23 protein-coding genes and 2 tRNA genes are annotated in these 20,273 nt (G+C 71.4%); 14 read left to right on the top strand and 11 right to left on the bottom strand.

The features are described from left to right. Positions 1–9 precede the first annotated feature (9 nt). On the bottom strand, positions 10–1,524 hold the full coding sequence (locus VFC33_10130; GenBank protein ID HZR13598.1) for a SpoIIE family protein phosphatase: 1,515 nt from the start codon (positions 1,522–1,524) through the stop codon (positions 10–12). 82 nt (positions 1,525–1,606) lie between these two features. Here VFC33_10130 and VFC33_10135 point away from each other — a divergent pair, with 82 nt between their 5' ends. Next, positions 1,607–1,933 carry an STAS domain-containing protein gene (locus tag VFC33_10135; GenBank protein ID HZR13599.1) on the top strand — a complete coding sequence of 109 codons (327 nt, stop codon included), beginning with the start codon at positions 1,607–1,609 and terminating at the stop codon, positions 1,931–1,933. A 28-nt stretch (positions 1,934–1,961) separates the two neighbouring features. On the opposite strand, the gene VFC33_10140 is transcribed toward VFC33_10135, so the two are convergent. From VFC33_10140 to VFC33_10150, 3 genes are all read right to left on the bottom strand, one after another. Continuing rightward, positions 1,962–2,462, bottom strand: coding sequence for a hypothetical protein (locus VFC33_10140; protein ID HZR13600.1), 501 nt, complete (start codon positions 2,460–2,462; stop codon positions 1,962–1,964). Further along, positions 2,462–2,881 carry an ATP-binding protein gene (locus VFC33_10145; GenBank protein ID HZR13601.1) on the bottom strand — a complete coding sequence of 140 codons (420 nt, stop codon included), beginning with the start codon at positions 2,879–2,881 and terminating at the stop codon, positions 2,462–2,464. The genes VFC33_10140 and VFC33_10145 overlap by 1 nt, the downstream gene beginning before the upstream one ends. A gap of 76 nt (positions 2,882–2,957) precedes the next feature. Next, positions 2,958–3,770 carry an SDR family NAD(P)-dependent oxidoreductase gene (locus VFC33_10150; GenBank protein HZR13602.1) on the bottom strand — a complete coding sequence of 271 codons (813 nt, stop codon included), beginning with the start codon at positions 3,768–3,770 and terminating at the stop codon, positions 2,958–2,960. A gap of 100 nt (positions 3,771–3,870) precedes the next feature. Between VFC33_10150 and VFC33_10155 the strand changes: the two genes are divergently transcribed. From VFC33_10155 to VFC33_10190, 8 genes are all read left to right on the top strand, one after another. After that, on the top strand, positions 3,871–6,765 hold the full coding sequence (locus tag VFC33_10155) for an ABC transporter permease (GenBank protein HZR13603.1): 2,895 nt from the start codon (positions 3,871–3,873) through the stop codon (positions 6,763–6,765). A gap of 66 nt (positions 6,766–6,831) precedes the next feature. Further along, positions 6,832–6,906 (top strand) — tRNA-Val (locus VFC33_10160). 259 nt (positions 6,907–7,165) lie between these two features. Then, positions 7,166–7,312, top strand: coding sequence for a hypothetical protein (locus VFC33_10165; protein ID HZR13604.1), 147 nt, complete (start codon positions 7,166–7,168; stop codon positions 7,310–7,312). Then, complete coding sequence (locus VFC33_10170) at positions 7,309–7,626, top strand: dihydrofolate reductase family protein (protein ID HZR13605.1); 318 nt, start codon at positions 7,309–7,311, stop codon at positions 7,624–7,626. The genes VFC33_10165 and VFC33_10170 overlap by 4 nt, the downstream gene beginning before the upstream one ends. A 161-nt stretch (positions 7,627–7,787) precedes the next feature. Next, a complete protein-coding gene (locus VFC33_10175; GenBank protein HZR13606.1) occupies positions 7,788–8,222 on the top strand; it encodes an Hsp20/alpha crystallin family protein in 435 nt (144 codons plus the stop codon). A 577-nt stretch (positions 8,223–8,799) separates the two neighbouring features. Then, on the top strand, positions 8,800–9,222 hold the full coding sequence (locus VFC33_10180) for an Hsp20/alpha crystallin family protein (GenBank protein ID HZR13607.1): 423 nt from the start codon (positions 8,800–8,802) through the stop codon (positions 9,220–9,222). Positions 9,223–9,282: 60 nt separating this feature from the next. Continuing rightward, entirely contained in the window at positions 9,283–9,732 is a 450-nt protein-coding gene (locus VFC33_10185; protein ID HZR13608.1) for an Hsp20/alpha crystallin family protein, read from the top strand. A 77-nt stretch (positions 9,733–9,809) separates the two neighbouring features. Beyond that, positions 9,810–10,958 (top strand): glycosyltransferase family 4 protein, encoded by a 1,149-nt coding sequence (locus VFC33_10190; GenBank protein HZR13609.1) that lies wholly within the window; start codon positions 9,810–9,812, stop codon positions 10,956–10,958. Between the two features lie 20 nt (positions 10,959–10,978). On the opposite strand, the gene VFC33_10195 is transcribed toward VFC33_10190, so the two are convergent. The 3 genes from VFC33_10195 to VFC33_10205 all read right to left on the bottom strand — a co-directional run bounded on the left by VFC33_10195 (position 10,979) and on the right by VFC33_10205 (position 13,540). Then, positions 10,979–11,533 (bottom strand): DnaJ domain-containing protein, encoded by a 555-nt coding sequence (locus VFC33_10195; GenBank protein HZR13610.1) that lies wholly within the window; start codon positions 11,531–11,533, stop codon positions 10,979–10,981. A gap of 116 nt (positions 11,534–11,649) precedes the next feature. Then, complete coding sequence (locus VFC33_10200; GenBank protein HZR13611.1) at positions 11,650–11,922, bottom strand: hypothetical protein; 273 nt, start codon at positions 11,920–11,922, stop codon at positions 11,650–11,652. Between the two features lie 88 nt (positions 11,923–12,010). After that, entirely contained in the window at positions 12,011–13,540 is a 1,530-nt protein-coding gene (locus VFC33_10205; GenBank protein HZR13612.1) for an amidase, read from the bottom strand. 35 nt (positions 13,541–13,575) lie between these two features. Between VFC33_10205 and VFC33_10210 the strand changes: the two genes are divergently transcribed. Further along, a complete protein-coding gene (locus tag VFC33_10210; protein ID HZR13613.1) occupies positions 13,576–14,433 on the top strand; it encodes a fructosamine kinase family protein in 858 nt (285 codons plus the stop codon). 182 nt (positions 14,434–14,615) lie between these two features. Next, on the top strand, positions 14,616–14,930 hold the full coding sequence (locus VFC33_10215; protein HZR13614.1) for an STAS domain-containing protein: 315 nt from the start codon (positions 14,616–14,618) through the stop codon (positions 14,928–14,930). Positions 14,931–14,955: 25 nt separating this feature from the next. Here VFC33_10215 and VFC33_10220 read toward each other — a convergent pair whose 3' ends face one another. Then, positions 14,956–15,087 (bottom strand): hypothetical protein, encoded by a 132-nt coding sequence (locus tag VFC33_10220; GenBank protein ID HZR13615.1) that lies wholly within the window; start codon positions 15,085–15,087, stop codon positions 14,956–14,958. 169 nt (positions 15,088–15,256) lie between these two features. On the opposite strand from VFC33_10220, the gene VFC33_10225 reads away from it, so the two are divergent. Both VFC33_10225 and aceE read left to right on the top strand, forming a co-directional pair. Then, the gene (locus tag VFC33_10225) at positions 15,257–15,919 is read left to right on the top strand and encodes a Yae1 family protein (GenBank protein ID HZR13616.1); all 663 of its coding nucleotides are present in this window, start codon (positions 15,257–15,259) and stop codon (positions 15,917–15,919) included. Positions 15,920–16,018: 99 nt separating this feature from the next. Beyond that, positions 16,019–18,715, top strand: coding sequence for a pyruvate dehydrogenase (acetyl-transferring), homodimeric type (aceE, locus tag VFC33_10230; protein ID HZR13617.1), 2,697 nt, complete (start codon positions 16,019–16,021; stop codon positions 18,713–18,715). A 45-nt stretch (positions 18,716–18,760) separates the two neighbouring features. Here aceE and VFC33_10235 read toward each other — a convergent pair whose 3' ends face one another. Together VFC33_10235 and VFC33_10240 are read right to left on the bottom strand one after the other, a co-directional pair. Further along, positions 18,761–18,958: a hypothetical protein gene (locus VFC33_10235; GenBank protein HZR13618.1), complete on the bottom strand. Its 198-nt coding sequence runs from the start codon at positions 18,956–18,958 to the stop codon at positions 18,761–18,763. An 89-nt stretch (positions 18,959–19,047) separates the two neighbouring features. Next, a complete protein-coding gene (locus VFC33_10240) occupies positions 19,048–19,716 on the bottom strand; it encodes a nitroreductase family protein (protein ID HZR13619.1) in 669 nt (222 codons plus the stop codon). 118 nt (positions 19,717–19,834) lie between these two features. Here VFC33_10240 and VFC33_10245 point away from each other — a divergent pair. Beyond that, positions 19,835–19,906, top strand: a tRNA-Val gene (locus VFC33_10245). Positions 19,907–19,946: 40 nt separating this feature from the next. Here VFC33_10245 and VFC33_10250 read toward each other — a convergent pair. Continuing rightward, a partial coding sequence (locus VFC33_10250) for a tyrosine-type recombinase/integrase (GenBank protein HZR13620.1) occupies positions 19,947–20,273 on the bottom strand: 327 nt, incomplete at its 5' end.

Raw genomic sequence — 20,273 nt, forward strand, 5'->3', positions numbered from 1 at the left:
CCCGCCCGGTCAGCGCGGGCTGCGACAGAGCAACAGCAGCGTGACGTCGTCGCGGAGGCGGCCCATCGCAGCCGTCTCGAGCTCCTCCATCAGGGTCTGCACGACGCCGTCCGCGTCGGCGCAGCCGCGTTCGCCGATCAGTGAGACGAGATGGTCGATGGGCGGCTGGTCGAGCGCGACGTTGCGCGGATCGGTCAGCCCGTCCGTGTAGATCGCCAGCGCGGCGCCGGGCGCGATCGTCGTCGTGTCGGTCGTCCACGAGCTCAGCAGCGGGCCGACGATGGGGCCGGTGCGATCGAGCTCGGTGATCGCGCCGTCGGCGGTGAGGATGGGCGACGGGTGCCCGGCGTTCGCGTACCGGCACTCACCGGTCGCGGTGTCGACGGTCGCGACGAACGCGCTGAAGAACAGCTCGCTGTCCGGCTCGCGGATCTGCTCGTGCAGCCACCCGAGCGCGTCGCCGGGCTCGCGGCCGTCGCCGAGCGCGATCCGCAGGAGCTCCTGGCAGCGCAAGGCGGCGACCGCCTGGACCGCTCCGTGGCCGGCGATGTCGATCATCACGATCGACAGGCGGCCGTCGTTGAGGCGCGCCACGTCGTACGAGTCGCCGGCGACGACGCCTTCCGCGGGGCGCAGTCCCGCGGCGATGTGCCACTCGGGCGGGAGCGCGATCGGCCCGGGCTCGAGCAGGCGGCGCAAGGTGAGCACGACCGCGGCGTTCTGCTCGATCGCCTCGCGCGCCCGCACCGTCTCGGACAGCTCCCGGATGATGCGCGCGCGCATCTCGTCGACGTCGCGGCCGAGCGCGGCGACCTCCGGTGGCCCGACCGACGGGACGACCGTGTCGAGCGCGCCCTGCTGGACCTTTCGCGCCGCGCCGGCGATGGCGTCGATCGGTCGCCTCGCCCAGCGGTCGACGAGCAACGCCGCGACGACCGCCATGATCGCGACGGCGACGAGCGTCGCGACGAGGGTCGCGTAGAACCACCGGTTCAGCGAGTCACGGTGATTCGTCCGTGACCGCGTTACCGCGGTGACGTCGATTGCCAGCGTGCGGAGCCCCGAACGCAGGCGGTTGTAGTGGTCGTCGACGTCCTTGCCGAGGATGACCCGCGTGGCGTCGGCCTGTCGGTTCGCTCCGACCAGCGCGATCGCACGGTCGGCGGCGTTCTCGCGCAGCCAGAGCGCGTCCGCTTCGATCGCCCCCACCTGGGCGCGCAGCCTCGGATAGGCCCGGAGGTTCGTCCGGAGGTCGCGCTCGAGCGCGGCGCTCGTGCCGGTGCCGGCGCGGTACTGGTCGAGGATGATCCGGTTGCTGCCGAGGAGGTACGAGACGACGGCGTTCTGCTGCTCGGTGAACGTCGTCGACAGCTCGTCGACACGTCGACTCGCAGCGGTGAGGTCCCGGAGGACCGTGTTGTCGTGGTCGCGCTGTGCCGCGAGCGTCGCACCGACCGCGCCGCCCGCCGCGACGATCACGAGGATCGACGCGAACACGAGGAGCACGCGGCCGCGCAACGACATGGGCAGGGGAGCCTAGAGCGGGTCCGCGCGGTCGACGGTTCCGCCGTCGATGCGCCTCGCGGACTGGGTAAGGTGATCGTCCGTGACCGAACCGCCGTTCTCCGTGGACGTCGACGTCCCCGCCGACGCGGCGTCTAGGACGGTGCCCGTCGTCCGGGTCTGCGGCGAGCTCGACTTCCTCACGGCGCCGCGGTTGCGCTCCGCACTGCTCGAGGTTCTCGGTGGGCACCCGGGTGATGTCGTCGTCGACCTCGAGGCGACGACGTTCATGGACTCGATCGGCATGAGTGTCCTCATCCAGGCCGCGCAGCGCCTCCGGGCCGAGGGCGGCGCGCTCGAGCTCCGCCCGAGCCGGGAGGTTCGCAAGGTGCTCGACGTCGCGGGCGTCGCGCCCCTGTTCCGGTACTGACGCACCGCGCTCCCCTCGTGCGTGCGTCTCACCGACCGAACGGCCGGGGCGCGCCACCGTCGATCTGGCGGACGAACTCGTCCAGGTAGCGGTTCCGGAACTCGACGACGTCGCTCGGTGTCGCGAGCGTCATGAGCTCACCGCGCCGGCACCACTCGTCGGCCTCGTCGAGGAGCGCGCGCAGCTGCAGCGACGCGTCCCTCGCTGATGCCGGGACGCGGAACGTCAGGTCGATCCGTTCGACGCCGTCGGCGACCGCGCGACGCAATCGCTCCTCGGGGCCGACGGAGAAGCGACCGTACCGGGTCCCGAGCTCGTGCACGAGCGCGGTGACGCGTGCGGGCACTTGGTCGGGTGTGGACTCGTCAGGCTCGTCCGCGGCGGCCTGGATGAGCGCGAACTCGCGCAGGAGCGCGTCGTGATGCTGCTGCGAACGGCGCCACTCCTCCACGGGGAGATCGAGCATGACGACGTCGACGAGCGCGGCCTCGTGCGACGTGTCACCGTCTGTAGCTTCGGCGTCCGGCATCAGCGGACCAGCGTGTCCGACGCAACCCGGGTGCTCGACGCGCCCGCACCGGGGGAGCGCCGGACCTCGAACCAGACGCTCTTCCCGCCCGCGCGCGCGTCGACGCCCCAGCGCGCCGCCAGCCGCTCCATCAGCAGGAGCCCGTGACCGGTCGGTGCGGCGGGGTCGAACGGGCGCGTGACCGGTGGAGCCGGGTTGGTGTCGGCGACCTCGACGCGGATCGTCGACCCGTTCCGGGTCACGTCGACGTGGATCGGCGGCGTGCCGTGCAGCATCGCGTTCGTCACGAGCTCGGTCGTCAGGAGGCGGATGACGTCGCGCGCGTCGCCGGCGACGTCCCACGCGTCGATCGCGTCGTTGATGAAACGGCGCGCGTCCCGCGGGCTGCGCGGGCTCGCGCCGAGCTCCAGCGAGGGCACGTCGGCGAAATCTAGTCAACGGGACGCACGCGACGCACCGATGCAACCGCGCTTCGTCACATCGCCGGGATGGCCGTCACGCAGAGCGCGCAGGACCCGCGGAGCGCCGGAGGAGCTCCTCGACCCGTTCGAGGACGCCGTCGACGCCCGCGCCGTGCAACGTCATCCCGCCGTCGACGACCACGTTCTGTCCCGTGACGAAGCGCGCCAGGTCCGAGCACAGGAAGACCACGACGTCGGCGACGTCCTCGGGTGTCCCGATGCGCGCGAGCGGGGTCTTTTCGACCATCACGTCGGTGAGACCGGGGAACCCGTCGAGCATCGGGGCCGTGAGCGCGGTCGCGATCATCCCCGGCGAGACCGCGTTCACGCGGATGGTCGGCCCGTACTCGAGCGCCGCGCTCGCCGTCATCGCGCCCACGCCCGCCTTCGCCGCTGCGTAGGGCGCCTCGCCGCCGGAGGGCCGTGTGCCGCTGATCGAGGCCGTGCTCACGATCCGTCCGTCGCCGCCCTCGAGCATGAAGGGAACGACGGCGCGGAAGCCGTGGAAGACACCGGTCAGGTTGACGCCGACGATTCGCTGCCACTCGTCGAGTGGGAACTCGTGGACCCGCGCGATGTTGCCGATGCCCGCGTTGTTGAACAACACGGAGATGCCGCCCAGCCGTCCGGCGGCGTCGCTGACCGCGCGTTCGAGCGTCTCGTAGTCGGTGACGTCGACGGTGTACGCGAGCCCGTCGACCTCGGCCGCGACGCGTCGGGCGCCCTCGCTGTCGCGGTCGAGCACCACGACGCGCGCACCCTCCTCGGCCATTCGGCGGCAGGTGGCCCGGCCGATCCCTGATGCGCCACCGGTCACGACGGCGCGGTGGCCGGTCAAGAGTCCCATACGGAGCGCCGAGCCTAACCAGGGATCCCGACGCGTCGGCGGTGGCGCACCGGAGCGACCATCATGGTGCGGGCGCACCGGAAGGGAGCAGCGCGTCTCGATGCCGAACGATCCCGGTCGCGCCGGGAACCCGCGCCACGGCGACGACGCCGTCACGCCGATCGACGCGGCGCGCCACGGCGGGGGCGCACCGGCGGACCGGCCCGAGCGCGACGCGGGCGGGGTCGTGGGCGGCGTCGTCGTCCCGATCACGGCGGCTGGGAGCGCCCGCCGTCCGGGCACCACCTACGTGCTGCGCGGCGACGACCTTCTCCCGCAGCGGAGGGCGCAACCGCCCGAGCCCACGCGTGAGCAGCCGCCGGTTCTGGCTCCGGAGCGTGTGTCGGCGCGGCCGGTCCCGGCGTGGAAGGAACGGCTCGCCGAGTCGCGTCGCTCCGCGGCCGTGCTGCGCCGCTACAGCCTGCGCGGGGTCATGGCGCGCAAGGTCCGGCTCGCGCTGACCGCGCTCGCGGTCGTCCTCGGTGTGTGCTTCGTGAGCGGTACGTACGTGCTGACCGACACGCTGCAGCGATCGTTCGACCGCGTCTTCGCGCAGACGGCCGTGGGTGTCGACGTCGTGGTCCGCACGCAGGCGCCGTTCGGCGCGGACGCGACGACGACGCGCGTGCGGCTCCCCGCGGGGGTGTTGACCGCGGTCCGTCAATCGGCCGGTGTCGCGCGGGCGGAGGGCATCGTCGAGGGGTACGCGCAATTCGTCGAGCGGGACGGGCGCACGGCGATCAGCAACGCGGGTGCACCGACGATCGGCATCTCGTGGGACTCGCGCGATCACGTGAGCCCGCTGCGAGTCGACGCCGGTCGGCCGCCGGTGCGCGACGGCGAGGTCGCCATGGACTCGGCGACCGCGCACCGCTACGGCTTCCACGTGGGCGACGACGTGCGTGTGCTGCTCACCGGTCCGGCGCGGACGTTCCGGCTCGTCGGGACGATGTGCTTCGCGTCGCAGTGCGACCTGGGCGGCGCCACGTTCGCCGCGTTCGACACGACGACCGCCCTGCGCGTGTTCGACGCTCCGGGCGCGTTCGACATGATCGACGTCAAGGCCGCGCCCGGGACGAGCCGCGCGTCGCTCGAACGCTCCTTGCGCCAGGCGCTTCCGGGCTACGACGTGACGTCCGCCGACGTCGTCGCGAAGCAGACCGGCCAACAGGTCCACGACGCGTTCGGGTTCCTCAACGACGCGTTGCTCGGGTTCGCGTCGCTCGGCGTGTTCGTCGGCGCGTTCATCATCTTCAACACGTTCACGATCCTGGTCTCGCAGCGGACGCGCGAGCTCGGGCTCCTGCGCGCGCTCGGCGCCCGCAGCGGGCAGGTGATGCGATCCGTCGTCGCCGAGGCGGCCGCGGTCGGCGCGTTCGCGTCCGCGGTGGGCCTGGTGCTCGGCGTCGCGCTCGCTGTCGTGCTGTTGCGGTTGCTCGACGACGTCGGGCTGCACGTTCCCGGCGGGCAGACCGTCGTGCTCGGCCGCACGGTCGTCGCGGCAGTGGTGGTCGGGATGGTCGTGACGGTCGGGTCCGCGATCCACCCGGCCCTGCGTGCGTCGCGGATCTCGCCCGTCTCGGCGATCAACGACCTCGGCCCCCAGCGGAGCGCACCGCTGCGCCGGCGCGCGCTCGCGGGGACGGTCGTCGTGCTCGCCGGGCTCGCCGTGCTCGTGTACGGCCTCGTGCGGTCGAGCTCGCAGCTCGTGAGCCGGATGGAGGTCGTCGGCATCGGCGCGCTCGGGACGTTCGTCGGCATCGCGCTCCTCAGCCCCGTGCTCGCGCGCCCCCTCTCACGGATGCTGGGCTGGCCGCTCCTGCGGACGCACGGCGTCACCGGTGCGCTCGCGCGCGGGAACGCGATGCGCAACCCGCGCCGCACCGCCGCGACCGCATCGGCCCTGACGATCGGTCTCGCGCTCGTGTGCCTCGTTGCGATCTTCGCCGCGTCCGCGAAGACGTCCCTGCACGATGCGCTCGACACCGGTGTGCGAGCCGACTACATCCTGTCCGCGCAGCAGTTCGCAGGGTTCTCGCCGATCGCGGCCGACCGTGTCGCCGGGCTTCCCGCGGTGCGCGACGCGGTGTCGTTGCGGTTCAACGACGCGCAGGTGGGCAACAACGGCGAGACCGTGACGGGCATCGACCCCGTCGACCTCGACCTGGTCGTGAACCTCGGAATGAAGGCGGGGCAGCTGCGCCTCGGACCCGGTGACGTCCTGCTGCACGAGACCGAGGCGTCCGGCTACCACGTGCCGGTCGGCGGGATGCTGACGATCAGCTTCCCGCGGACCGGGCCGATCCCGCTCCGTGTCGCGGGGATCTTCACGAACGACCACTTCACCGGCGGCGTACCGGTCAAGTTCCTCGTCTCGCAGGCGACGTTCGAGTCGGGCTTCGGCGGCAGCCAGCAGAACACGCTCACGTACGTGAAGGCGAAGCCCGGTCGCGTCGTCGAGGCGAAGCACCAGATCGAGCGCGTGCTGCGCGACTTCCCGAACGTCTCGGTGCAGACGCCCGCCGGGTTCCAGCGCCAGCAGGAGCAGACGATCGACATGTTCCTGTCGGTGCTCGTCGCACTGCTGTTGCTGTCCGAGGTGATCGCGATCCTGGGGATCGTCAACACGCTCGCGCTGTCGGTCTTCGAGCGGACACGCGAGCTGGGGCTGCTGCGCGCGGTCGGGATGTCACGCCGTCAGGTCCGGCGGATGGTGCGCGGGGAGTCGGTGATCATCGCGGTGATGGGCGGCCTGCTCGGGATCGGGGTGGGCGTGTTCTGGGGTTGGGCGATGACGCACTCGCTGCGCGACCAGGGCGTGACCCACTTCAGCGTCCCTCCGGTCGAGCTCGTCGTGTTCCTCGTCGCGTCGGCGATCGCAGGGATCGTCGCGGCGGTCGTGCCCGCGTGGCGGGCCGGGCACCTCGACGTGCTCGAGGCGGTCGCCACGGAGTGACAACACTGCGGGCGGGGCTCCGGAGTGCGCCGACTACGATGACGCCTGCGCCGTGACGGCGCACCCGGGCGGTTAGCTCAGGGGGAGAGCACTTCCTTGACGCGGAAGGGGTCAGAGGTTCAAATCCTCTACCGCCCACCACAAATGCGCGGGTCAGACGGCTGATCGCCACGGCCCGTCGCAGCGAGCGGGCGCCGAACGCCTTGCTCCCCGGCGCCGCGACCCGTTCGCGTCCTCGAGCGATGAGTGGGACGCGCCGGCGGGGGTCGTACCGGCATGGCAAGGGTCCTCACCCACATGTGCATGTGGACGGTTCGTCGCCCAGCCGGACGACAACCCGGCGGAGCTGTTCGACTGGTACTGGGGCGGCGACGTCGTGGTGCCGAGCGCGCAGGAGGCAATGACGTTCACGGCGCATGCCGCGAGCGCGTCGATGTCGCGCGAGCTCGTGTCGGGATGCGGCGCGGTGATCGCCGGCCGTCGGCTGTTCGATCAGACCGACGGATGGGGCGACTACCACCCCGTCGGCGCCCGGTGGTCGTCGTGACGCACCGCCCGCCGCCTGAGGACTCGGCGACACGGTTCCCGCGAACGACGCTCACGGGCAGCGTCGAGGAGGCCGTCTCGACCGCCAAGGACACCGCCGGCGACAGGTTCGTGACGATCGCCAGCGCCGACATCATCCAGCAGGCGCTCACCCTCGGCCTCGTCGAGGAGATCTGCATCAGCGGGGTGCCCGTGCTGCTCGGTACCGCGGTTCGCTACTTCGGCGAGCTTGTCGGCGGCCACGTCATGCTCGAGGATCCCGAGGTCGTCCAAGGCACCCGGGCACTCCACCTCCGGTACCCGGTACGCCGCTGACCGGCGCCGAACGACGGCGTGCTCATCCCGGGACGATCCCGGGTCCCCGGCGCGGTTGCCACTTCCGCCAGGAACAAAGCTAAAACGGGCTTGTCAAGATACATGCGCGTCCTTACATTGCACGTATCCGCGACTTGCCGGATGCAGAGGAGGTGGTACTCATGCTGATGCGAACGGATCCGTTCCGTGAGCTCGACCGCCTCACGCAGGAGACGCTCGGCACGCGGATGCGGCCGGCGGCCATGCCGATCGACGCGTACCGCCGGGGCGACCAATTCGTCGTCCACTTCGACTTGCCGGGCGTCGACCCCGCCTCCATCGACCTCACGATCGAGAAGAACGTCCTCAACGTGTCGGCGGAGCGGCAGTGGCAGCACGCCGATGAGCTGCAGATCGTCGCGGCCGAACGCCCGCACGGGACGTTCACGCGTCAGCTCTTCCTCGGCGAGGGTCTCGACGTCGACCGGGTCGACGCGAGCTATGAGAACGGCGTGTTGACGGTGACCATCCCGGTCGCGGAGCAGGCCAAGCCGCGCCGGGTGCAGATCAGCGCCGGCGACGGCGCGGCGAAGGCGATCCAGACAGCAACCTCCTGACTGCGCCGCGACGCCGCCGGCGCGCCGCGACCTCTCGTACGACTCAGCGCGAGCGGAAGGAGGTGATGGACTCGGGCGAAGGCCAAGCTGAACCATCGCGACGGTCGGTGGGCCGCGCGTGCACGTCGTGCGCCGGACCTGCTGGCGAACGCACCCCGATGCGAACCTCGGTGCGGCGCAGCCCACCGACCGTCGGTCCCTTCCGTGAGGACGTCTCACTCGTCTCGTGACGCGTCGTCGCCACGTCGTCCGACCCGGCAAGCCGAGGCGAGCTCTTCGTCTGCCTCCTCTCGGCCACAGGCTCGGTCCGGTGAGCGCCTCGTCGCGCCACCGCGCACGTCCACGACAAACCGACACGCGCCGACACACCGGCGCTGCACCGCTCGCGGAGCGTCGCTCGCAACCTCGGTCGCGACGTCGCGGCGACGCACCCGCACCGCGATGCACGAAAGCGGAGAAAACGCGGAATACAGACGCAGGTCCGCGTTGTCGAAAAGGCTGATCGAAACAGCAGTCGCATCACCGGCGTGGCCGGAGCGAACCGGCCGAGCCGGGTGCCAGCGAGGGGGTGATTTGCATGCTGATGCGGTTCGACCCGTTCCCCGACCTCGAGCGCATGCTCGCCTCACCGTTCCGGTCGCCATCGATGGCGATCGACGCGTACCGCCACGACGATGTGTTCGTCGTGAAGGCCGACCTGCCGGGCGTCGATCCCGACGCGATCGACGTGACGCTCGAGCGCGACGTCGTGACGATCACCGCCGAGCGGACGTGGCAGCCCGACGAGCAGGACCAGGTGCTCGTCGCGGAGCGGCCGCAGGGAACGTTCAGCCGTCGTCTCTTCCTCGGCGAGGGGCTCGACGTCGAGCACATGGAGGCTCACTACGACCACGGCGTCCTCACGCTCTCGATCCCGCTCGCGGAGGCGGCGAAGCCGCGCAAGGTCGAGATCGTGTCGGGGTCGAAGCCCGCGCTCGAGACGAGCGGCGCGGCGGCCTGATCACGTCGTCGGTGGGGTCACCCGGGTGGGTGGTCCCACCCGGTCGAGGAGGTGATGACCATGGCAGTTCCTGCGCGCGCCAACGGCGGCGTCGAACGCTGGGACCCGTTCCGCGAGCTCGAGCGAACGGCGAGCGAGTTGCGGCGCTACATCGACACCGGGTTCGGCTCGTTGGTGCCCGGCCTCGCGGACATGTTCACGCCGCTCGCCGACGTCGAGGAGACCGACGACGCGTACGTCGCCGAGATCGAGCTCCCGGGTGTCAAGAAGGACGACATCGCCGTCGAGGTCGCGGGCCGGCGCGTCACCGTGTCGGGTGAGCGGCGCGAGGCAGAGCGTAAGGGCATCCTGCGGTCCCGGACCCGTTCCGTCGGGCGCTTCCACTACGAGGTCACGCTGCCCGGCGAGCTCGACGCGGAGCACGTCGAGGCGTCGCTGGCAGACGGCGTCCTCACGTTGCGGGTGCCGAAGGCGACCGCTGAACGGCCGCGCCGCATTGAGGTGCGGTGAGCCCATCCGCGGGCTCACCGCACCACGCACGACATGACCACGATCGGCGCACCGAGAGAGAGGAGGAGCACGTCGCCGTGCGCATCGCGATCGTTGCCCCACCGTGGGTCCCCGTCCCGCCTCCCGCGTACGGCGGGACCGAGGCCGTCCTCGACACCTTGGCTCGCGGTCTCATCGCCGCGGGTCACGACGTTCTCCTGTATGCGACCGGCGACAGCGAGTGTGTGGTCCCGCGTGCATGGACGTACGACACCGCGGCTGGCTTCCGGTATGGCGGCGTCGCGACCGAGCTCCGGCACGTGGTCGACGCGTACGACGCGGTGCGGGACGCGGACGTCGTTCACGACCACACGCTCGTCGGACCGCTCTACGCGACACGTTTCCCGAACGTCGCGGTCGTCACGACGAACCACGGCCCGTTCACCCATGAGCTCGCCGCGCTCTATCGCGCGGTCGCGCCGCGCGTGCCGGTCATCGCGATCTCGCACGACCAGGCGCAACGTGCCCGCGGTGTGCCGATCGCAGCGGTGATCCACCACGGCCTCGACGTCGACCGCTTCCCCGTTGGCGACGGGCGAGGCGGGTACGCGCTCTTCCTCGGACGCATGAGCCCGGACAAGGGCGTCCACACCGCAGCTGCAGCGGCGCGTGCCGCCGGCATGCCGTTGCGCATCGCGGCGAAGATGCGCGAACCCGCCGAGCACGAGTACTTCCGGGCGTGCGTCGAACCGCTGCTCGGCGGCGACGTCGAGTACGTCGGCGAGGTCGGTGGCTCCGACAAGCTGGCACTCCTCGGCGGCGCGAGCTGCCTGCTGAACCCGATCGCGTGGTGCGAGCCATTCGGGATGGTGATGATCGAGGCCCTCGCGTGCGGCACCCCGGTCGTCGCGACGAATCGGGGCGCGGCGACGGAGATCGTTCGCGACGGATGCACCGGCTTCGTCGTCGACGACGGCGACGATCTCGTCACCGCGCTGTACCGCGTCGCGGACCTCGACCGCGCGGCGTGCCGACGCGACGTGGAGGAGCGCTTTTCGGCGCAGCGCTTCGTCGCCGACCATGTCGCGCTCTACGAGGGCATCGTCGACGCTCGGCACGCGGTGCGCAGGAAGCGCGGCCTCGCGACGCTGCGCGCCAGCACCGCGTTCCGGGCCGATTTCCCGGACGTACCGCGCCCGGTCACACGTGACGGGCGGGTCGCGGAGACCATGCCGGCACGCGCGTAGCGAGCCATGCGCGATGCGGTTCAGCGAGTCCGCCGCATCCCGGGCCGTACGGCACCGAGCCCGCCACACGTTCGGCACGTCGCCACCGGCAGTCGCCGCCTCCCCTGGCACAGCGGGCATGCGAGGGGCACGGCGAGCCACCGCGTCCGGCTGGCCAGCCCGTAGCCCGCGCCGCCACACGCCGGGCACTGCCGCGCGACGCCGCCGGTGCCCCCGCACGCAGGGCAGCGCACGGCAGCGTGCGCGCTCGTCGCGCCGCGCCGGACGTCCGACGTCCCGCCATCCGCGCTCACGCGGCGCACCGGCACGTCGACGCCGCCGGAGGTCGCCGCGCCCGTCGTCTCGCGACGACGGTGAGACGCGTCGTATTCGTCACGACGGGCACGATCACCCAGCGTCTCGTACGCCGCGACGAGCCGACGGAAGCCGATCGGGTCGGCTCCAGGGTTGGCGTCGGGATGGAGCTCGCGCGCGAGCCGCCGGTAGGCGCTGGTGACCTCCGCGTCCGTCGCCGTCTGCGGGACGCCGAGCACGTCGTAGGGGTCGAACGCACGCTCGTCGCCGTTCGCGTCCATGGGTGTCGTCGCGGGTGTCGTCGCGCAGGACGTTCGTCGCCAGTGCACCAAAATTGTACGACGCCGCGCTGCCGCGCCGTGAACGTCGACAGCCGTCGACCGGATCGCACCGGCAGTCACTCCGTGTCGGCGAACAGTCCGGCGTCCGGCGTCGTGTCCGCCGGCGTGTCGAGGCAGACGAGGAGCTGGTCGGCGTCCTCGCGGACGAGCGGGAACGGATCGCCGACGATGCCAATGAGGACCTTCGGCCGGGGGAACGTGTGCGCGTCCCGACGGACGTTGCCGACGATCGCCACGGCATCGTCGGCCAGCATGATCCGCAGCCGGGCGTCCGGCGGCGTGGCCCGCTCCAGCTCCGACGCTCGCACGACGTTCCATCCGGCTGTCATCGCGTGACCAGATTCCTCGTCCGCGCGAGGAGGGTCAAGGTTCGTCGGCGCTCGCTCCACGCGCACGCGACCCGAGCGCTCGAGCCCTTCAGGCGAAGACGGGTGTCGCCGCGGGCGCGACGAGCGGCCACGGCATGCAGCCTTGTGCGGCAAGCGCGACGTCGAACAGCAACGCGTCCTCGTGATGGCGCGCGAGCACCTGCATGCCGACGGGCAGCCCGTCCACGAGCCCGGCCGGGATCGAGACCGCCGGGTTGCCACAGATGTTCGACACCATCGTGAGCGCGCCCATGCTCACGAGGTCCGGCATGCGACGCGACACGACGTCGAGGAGGCGCGCAGGCAGACGCGGGGACGCGGCCGACGCCGCGCGGATGCCCGCGAGCACCCCGCGCACCGCGTACCTCGCGAGCGTGCTGTCGCGCGCGGCGTCGACGAAGGTCCGCTGCGTCGCGCTGGTCGTGGCGTCGGCCGCGAACGCGATGTCGGGGTTCGTCGCCGCGATCACGAGATCGACCTGCTCGAACGTGCGTGCCATCGCCTCGTACGCCCTGAGTCGCAACGCCTCCGCGACCGCCGCCGTGTTGAGGTTGTACAGCGCCTGCGACGTGTACAACCCGATCGCGACCTCGTCGGTCAGGTCGGGCGCGCACGCGGGCCAACGGTCGCCGATCTCGGCGAGCAGCGTCGCGAGGTTGCCCATCATCCACTGCGCGGAGAGGCTCGGGAACGCGACGTCGACGTCGACACGGGTCATCCCGGTCTCCTCGACGAGCGCGTCCGCCGCGTCGCGTACCCGCTCCTCGACCGCTGGCGCGATGGCGCACACCCCGCCGATCGACGGCAACACCGCGACGCGCCGCCCCGCGAGCTCGTGCGTGCCGAGGGATCGCTCCCAGTCGCCCGCCGACGGCAGGCTCGACGGGTCCGTGAGGTCGTAGCCGGCGCACACGTCGAAGAAGCGCGCCGCGTCGCGCACCGAGCGAGCGAGGCATCCGAGGACGACCGTCACCGGCCGCGAGTACGCATACGGCGACCGCGAAATCCGGCCGTAGGTGCCCTTCATGCCGAGCAACCCCGTGTAACCGGCCGGGATGCGGATCGAGCCGCCACCGTCACCGCCCGTCGCGAGCGTGACGAGACCGCCCGCGACGGCGGCCGCGCTCCCGGCCGACGACCCACCCGGTGTCCGGTCGTGACGCCACGGGTTGTGGGTGACGCCGTTCAGCTTCGTGACGCCGACGTTGAGACCGCCGAACTCGCTCGCGGTCGTGAGCCCGACCGGGACGGCACCGCCGCGCCCGAGCAAACGCTCCACGAGCGTCGACGTCGTCGTCGCCACGCGGTTGCGGAAGACGAGCGACGCCTCCGTGTGCGGCCATCCGGTGACGGGCTCGAGCTCCTTGATGCCCGTCGGGACGCCACCGAAGGGCAGCGAGACGTCGGCCGTCCGCGCGACGTCACGCGCGCGGTCGGGGTCGACGAACGAGAACGCGTTGAGATCGCTCGACGCGATGGCGCGGAGCGTCGCGTCGAGCTCTTCGAGCGGTGTGCGCTCGCCATCGCGGAACGCGTCGACGAGCGAGCACGCGTCGCCCTGCCACGGAGCATCGACCACCTCGGGATCATGCCACCCCGTACGCTGCACGAGACATGGACCCGGCCATGCGCTCCGCCGTCGAGGGCGCGCTGTCCGCCCGTGTGACGCGGGTGTCGCCGGTCCACGGCGGCGACGTCGCGCGCTCGTACGCGGTCGATCTCGACGACGGCCGCCGTGTGTTCGCGAAGACGCATCCGAGCGCGCCGCCCGGCTTCTTCACGACGGAGGCGGCCGGGTTGCGGTGGTTGCGCGAAGCCGGTGCCGTGCGTGTCCCCGAGGTGCTCGCAGTCTCGGACGACGCACCGAACCATCTCGTGCTCGAGTGGATCGACGAGGGGCACGCGACCGGCTCGACCGAGCGCGATCTCGGAGACGCGCTCGCGCGCCTCCACGAGGCCGACGCGCCGTGCTTCGGTCGGGAGGACCGGCGCACGACCGGGAGTCGTGGCCTCCCCAACGAGCCGACGACGACGTGGGCCGAGTTCTACGCGACGAACCGGCTGCTGCCGCTCGCGCGGCTGGCCCGGGACGCGAACGCGCTTCCCAGCGACGCGATCGACGGTCTCGAGCGCCTCGCGCGCGGCCTCGAGCCGTTCGACACGGGGGAACCACCAGCTCGGCTGCACGGTGACCTCTGGGCGGGCAACCGTCTGGTCGACATCGCGGGCCGCAGCTGGCTGATCGACCCGGCCGCGCACGGCGGCAGTCGCGAGTTCGATCTCGCGATGATGCGACTGTTCGGCGGTTTCGGCCGCGCCTGCTTCGACGCATACGGGGAGCGCTTCCCACTCGCGTCGGGCTGGGAGGATCGAGTGCCGCTCCATCAGATCGCCCCCCTCGTGGTGCACGCGATCAAGTTCGGCGGCGGTTACGTGCGCGCGTCGGTTGCCGCGATCCGCCGCTACGGGTGACCGGTCGGAATGTCACGCCGACCCAGGCGGTTGTGCAGTTGTGAGAATGGTGTGATGCTTCGGTAGGGTCCCGCGCAGACCGGCCGACCGGCGGTCGTTAGGTTGTGCACACGTCGGTGGGTCCACGACCGACGCTGGTCCCGAGTCGCGCGGGGCGCCTCGACACCGGGTGGGGGACTGGCATGACGCAGCTTTCGATCGCACGGGACGACGTGGCGCCGGATGCCGCGGTGCTGCGACTGAGCGGCGAGCTCGACATGGCGTCCGCGCCGCTGCTCGCCGAGGAGCTGGAGCGGACGGCCGGCCGCGACGTCGAGCGGGTCATCGTCGACGTCGCGGAGCTCGGCTTCTGCGACTCGTCGGGGCTCGCAGTTTTGATGTCGTGGCACAACCGTTACGAGCAGTCGGGCCGCGAGCTGGTCTTGCGGTCGCCGCAGCCGAGCCTCGTGCGGCTCCTCGAGATCACCCGCGTCGACGGCGCGCTCCGCACAGAGTGACAGGCCGATAGTGCGGCTGATCCGTTCAGCGCGCGAGGGTCGTGTAGAGCAGCGAGCCGATCGAGATCGCGGCGACGACGATCCACGCCACGAGCGCGAGCACGATGCGGGCCCGCGTGGCCGTCGTCATCGTGAGGTCCTCGTCGTCGGTTCGCACGGGTCGCGGTCGCCTTCCCCGACCCCTCCCCACCGGGAATAGTCGCGTTACGACACTTCGCGCGCCATAGGTCCACCGGCTCAACCTCGCGCCGAACGTGACGGGGCGCGGTCGGCGTCGTAGCGTGTGCCCCCGCTGGGCGCGCAGCGGTTCGGGCAGGAGGTGCGGCGTGCAGAGCCAGACGTGGTTCGAGCCCGACGCGACGAGCGCGTCGAGCGGGTTGCTGAGCTGCACGGCCTGTCACGAGGAGGTCCTCACGGGCACGGCCGCGCGGTGCCCGTCGTGCCGCGCGCTCTACCACGTCCCGTGCTGGAACGATCTCACGGGTTGCGTGACGCCGGGTTGCAAGGGCCATCGCCGCGTCGCGAACCGCGGCCGGCTCACGCTGCTGAGCGACCCGGCCGTCGTCGTCGAGCGTCCCGCCCCGGAGCCGCCTCCCGTGCGGCTGCCCGCTCCGGCTGTCGAGCTCCTGCCGACGCCGGAGCGTGTCGAGGAGCGACGGGCGCGACGCCGGCCGGGATGGGTCGTCGTCGCCGCGGTCGCGGTGGCCGCGCTCTGCATCGGGATCGCGGCCACGCTCGCGGTCGTGCGCATGAACGACGCGCACCAGCAGAACAGCGGGTATAGGGCCGGATGGCGCGCCGGGTACACCGCGGGTCAGTCGGGCGCGTTCGACAACGGGTACCAGAAGGGCGACAAGGCCGGCTACCAGGCGGGATACCAGAAGGGCTATCTCGACGGGTGCCACGCCGCGCAGGGCGCCGACGCCGCGTGCTCGAACTCGATCGTCGCCGCGGGCAGCTACGCTCCGGCGCCGGCCGCCTACCGCTGACCGCCTGAGACGGCGCGACCCGTCGACGCGAGGTCGTGGTCCGGAGACGAGCGCGCGCGGGCCTAACGTGAAGGCGTCCGCATGTCGATGGAGGACAGCGTGTTCATCGACGGTTTCGTGCACCAGCTTCCCGACATCGATCCCGAGGAGACGAGCGAGTGGCTCGACTCGCTCCAGTCGGTGATCGACATCCGCGGCAAGTCCCGGGCGCGCTACCTGCTCACGCGGCTCCTCGCGCAGGCGCGCCAGCAGGGCGTCGGCGTTCCGTCGATGGTGTCCACGCCCTACATCAACACGATCCCCGCGGAGCAGGAGCCCTGGTTCCCGGGTGACGAGTACATCGAGCGCCGCATCCGCGCGTTCATCCGGTGGAACGCGGTCGTGATGGTCGCGCGTGCCAACCGTCGCTTCGACGGGCTCGGCGGGCACCTCTCGACGTACGCGTCCGCGGCATCGCTGTACGAGGTGGGCTTCAACCACTTCTTCCACGGCAAGTCGGATGGCGGCTACGGCGACCAGGTGTTCATGCAGGGTCACGCCGCGCCCGGCATCTACGCGCGCGCGTTCCTCGAGGGGCGGCTGACGGAGGATCAGCTCGACGCGTTCCGCCGTGAGGTCGGCAGCGAGGGGCTCGGGCTCCCGAGCTACCCGCACCCGCGGCACATGCCCGACTTCTGGGAGTTCCCGACCGTGTCGATGGGCTTGGGTCCGTTGAACGCGGTCGCACAGGCGCGCTTCAACCGGTACCTGCTGCACCACCAGATCGCGGACACGAGCCGGGCGAAGGTGTGGGCGTTCCTCGGCGACGGCGAGATGGACGAGCCCGAGTCGACGGCGGCGCTGTCGGTCGCGGCCCGCGAGCAGCTCGACAACCTCATCTTCGTCGTCAACTGCAACCTGCAGCGTCTCGACGGGCCGGTGCGCGGCAACGGCAAGGTGATCCAGGAGCTCGAGGCGATCTTCCGCGGCGCGGGGTGGAACGTCATCAAGGTGGTCTGGGGTCGCGAGTGGGACGAGCTGCTCGCGCGCGACAGCGACGGCGTGCTCGTCAACAAGATGAACGAGACCGTCGACGGCGAGTTCCAGAAGTACTCGGTCGAGTCGGGTGACTACATCCGTGAGCACTTCTTCGGTCCCGACCCGCGTCTGCGCGCGATGGTCGAGCACCTCTCCGACGACGATCTGCGCAAGCTGTCGCGTGGCGGGCACGACTACCGGAAGCTCTACGCGGCCTACAAGTCCGCGGTCGAGCACGTCGGCAGCCCGACCGTCATCCTCGCGAAGACGATCAAGGGTTGGACGCTCGGCCCCGACTTCGAGGCGCGCAACGCGACGCACCAGATCAAGAAGATGACGGAGGCGGAGCTGAAGACGTTCCGCGACCGTCTGTATCTCGACATCCCCGACTCGGTGCTCGAGGGCGACGCGCTGCCGCCGTACTTCCACCCCGGCAAGGAGTCGCCCGAGTACGAGTACATGATGGAGCGGCGGCGCGCGCTCGACGGGTTCCTACCCGACCGCGTCAACCGGCCGAAGCGGATCGGCGCGCCGAAGGACGACACGTACGCCGACCTTCTCGCGGGCACGGGCGAGAAGGTGCAGGCGTCGACCACGACCGCGTTCGCGCGGCTGATCCGCAAGCTGATGCAGGACCCGGAGATCGGGTCGCGCGTCGTGCCGATCATTCCCGACGAGGCGCGCACGTTCGGGCTCGACGCGTTGTTCCGCGACATGAAGATCTACGCGCCGCTCGGCCAGCTGTACGAGCCGGTCGACGCGGGATTGCTCCTGAGCTACCGCGAGGCGCGCGACGGCCGGATCCTCGAGGAGGGGATCACCGAGGCCGGTTCGATGGCGTCGTTCACGGCGGCGGGCACGTCGTACGCGACGTGGGGTCAGCCGATGATCCCGTTCTTCATCTACTACTCGATGTTCGGGTACCAGCGGGTCGGTGACCTCGTGTGGAGCTTCGGCGACCAGCGGGGGCGTGGGTTCATGCTCGGCGCGACCGCGGGGCGGACGACGCTGACCGGCGAGGGCCTGCAGCACTGCGACGGCCACAGCCACGTGCTGATGAGCGTCATGCCGAACTGCCGCGCGTACGACCCGGCGTTCGCGTACGAGACCGCCGTGATCGTGCGCGACGGCATCGCGCGCATGTACGGCCCCGAGCCCGAGGACTGCTTCTACTACCTCACCCTGTACAACGAGAACTACTCGATGCCGCCGATGCCCGACGGCGTCGAGGAGGGGATCGTCCGCGGCCTGTACCGCTACGCGCCGGCACCGGCGGACCGGAAGCTGCGCGTCGCGTTGCTCGGCAGCGGGACGATGCTGCGCGAGGCGATCGAGGCCCAGCGGATGCTGCTCGAGGACCACGACGTCGCGGCCGAGGTGTGGAGCGCGACGAGCTACAAGCTGCTGCGCGAGGACGCGCTCGAGGCCGAGCGCTGGAACCGCCTGCACCCGACCGAGCCTCCCCGCACGCCGTACGTGACCGAGCAGCTCGGCGGCGTGGAAGGGCCGATCGTCGCGGTCACGGACTACATGAAGGCCGTCCCGGACCAGATCGCGCGGTTCGTGCCGCACCCGTTCCTCCCGCTCGGCACGGACGGGTTCGGCTACTCGGACACGCGGGCCGCGCTCCGCCGTCACTTCGAGGTCGACGCCGCGCACGTCGTCGTCGCCGCGCTCGACGGGCTCGCGATCCAGGGGAAGGTCGGTGGCGACCTCGTGGAGAAGGCGATCCGCCTCTACGGGCTCGACCCCGACGCGCCCGACCCGCGACTCACCTGATCGATCCGGCTCCGCCGGACGACCGGTCGGGCGTGCCCCGGCTGACTACTCGGGGTGGGCGTCCGGGTCCCAGGGCTCCTCGTCGTCGAGGTCCTCGTCCTCGTCGTCGTCGAGGTAGCGGTGCGCTTCGTCGTCCTCGACGTCCGCCAACGTCCCACTGCCCTCGCGGAACAACCCGTCGTCGTAGCCCTGCTTGAGCTCACGGGCCTCGCGGAAACGCCGCGCTCGTCCTTTTCTGGGCACGTCGTCACCTACCTCGAACGTTTCGAGCGGACCTCCATGATGCCGCACCGGCGGCCCTTCGTGCGCGAATCGGCGGAGGTTCGACGGGGTCAGCGGTGGGCGCCGACGAACGGCCGGGTGCCGTAGCGGTCGACGTGCACGACCTCGCCGACGGGCCGGCGCGTCGTGGGGCCGTAGCGCCCTCGGGGCCAGCCGAGCGGGATCACCGCGCACGGTGTCACCCACCGCGGGAGGCCCAGCGTCCGGCGGACCAACACGGTCGACCACAAGGGGAGCGTGGTGAGGTTGGCGCCGAGCCCCAGGGCGCGAGCGGCGAGGAGGAGGTTCTGCACCGAGGGGTAGATGGACGCGTAGAACCGGGCCGTCGACGCCGGGGAGAGCAGCGGCCGCGCGCCACGGAGGCACGCCACGACGACGACGGGCGTCTCCTCGAAGTGGTCCGCCTGCCACTGGACCGCTTCCATGATCTTGTCGGCACTGAACGGGTGGGGCCGGCGCCGACCGAGGCGCTTCGAGATCGACCAGGCCTGCCGGTTCAGGCGGGCGAGCTGGTGCTTCACGTCCGGGTCGCGCACCACGACCCACTCCCAGTCCTGGTGGTTGCCGGCGGTCGGCGCCCGGAGCGCGAGCTCGATGCACCGCAGGACGGTCTCGTCGTCGACGGGGTCGGTGCGCAGGCGGCGGATCGCCCGCTGGGTCTCCATCGCCTCGGCCAGTGGCATGCACAGCCCGGCCGCCACGTCGTCGAAGCTCGGCATGACCCTCCTTCCGGGGCGCACAGGCTAGCCCGGCACCCGCGACGCTCGACCCGGGTCGGCGCGCTCCGCGTTCGGGGTTGCGCAGTAATCTGCCGGTCCGCGCCGACCAGGCGCGTCGGGGCGATTAGCTCAGCGGGAGAGCGCTGCCTTCACACGGCAGAGGTCACTGGTTCGAAACCAGTATCGCCCACAGCGTTTTCGCCGGTAGGAGTGGACGACCGGTTCGACGCTCACCTACCTGCTCGATTCCATCGCGCGTCCATCGCGCGCGCCGAGCCGTTCGCGAGCACGTCGAGCGCATCGTTGACGCGATCGTCGGTGCCCGGAAGCAGGTGCCCGTACCGGTCGAGGACGACCGCGACGGACGTGTGGCCCGCGCGTGACGCGATGTCCGTCGGGCTCGCGCCCGCGGCGATCCAGAGCGCGACCGCGGTGTGGCGCATGTCGTGGATGCGCAGCGGTTCGACGCCGGCTGCGCGCACGGCCGGGGCCCAGAAGCGCCGGCGCCAGAGCGAGAGACGTACAGGGCCGCCCTCCGGTGCGGGGAAGAGGAGCTG

This window comes from Acidimicrobiia bacterium (assembly GCA_035651955.1).
Taxonomy (GTDB): domain Bacteria; phylum Actinomycetota; class Acidimicrobiia; order IMCC26256; family JAMXLJ01; genus JAMXLJ01.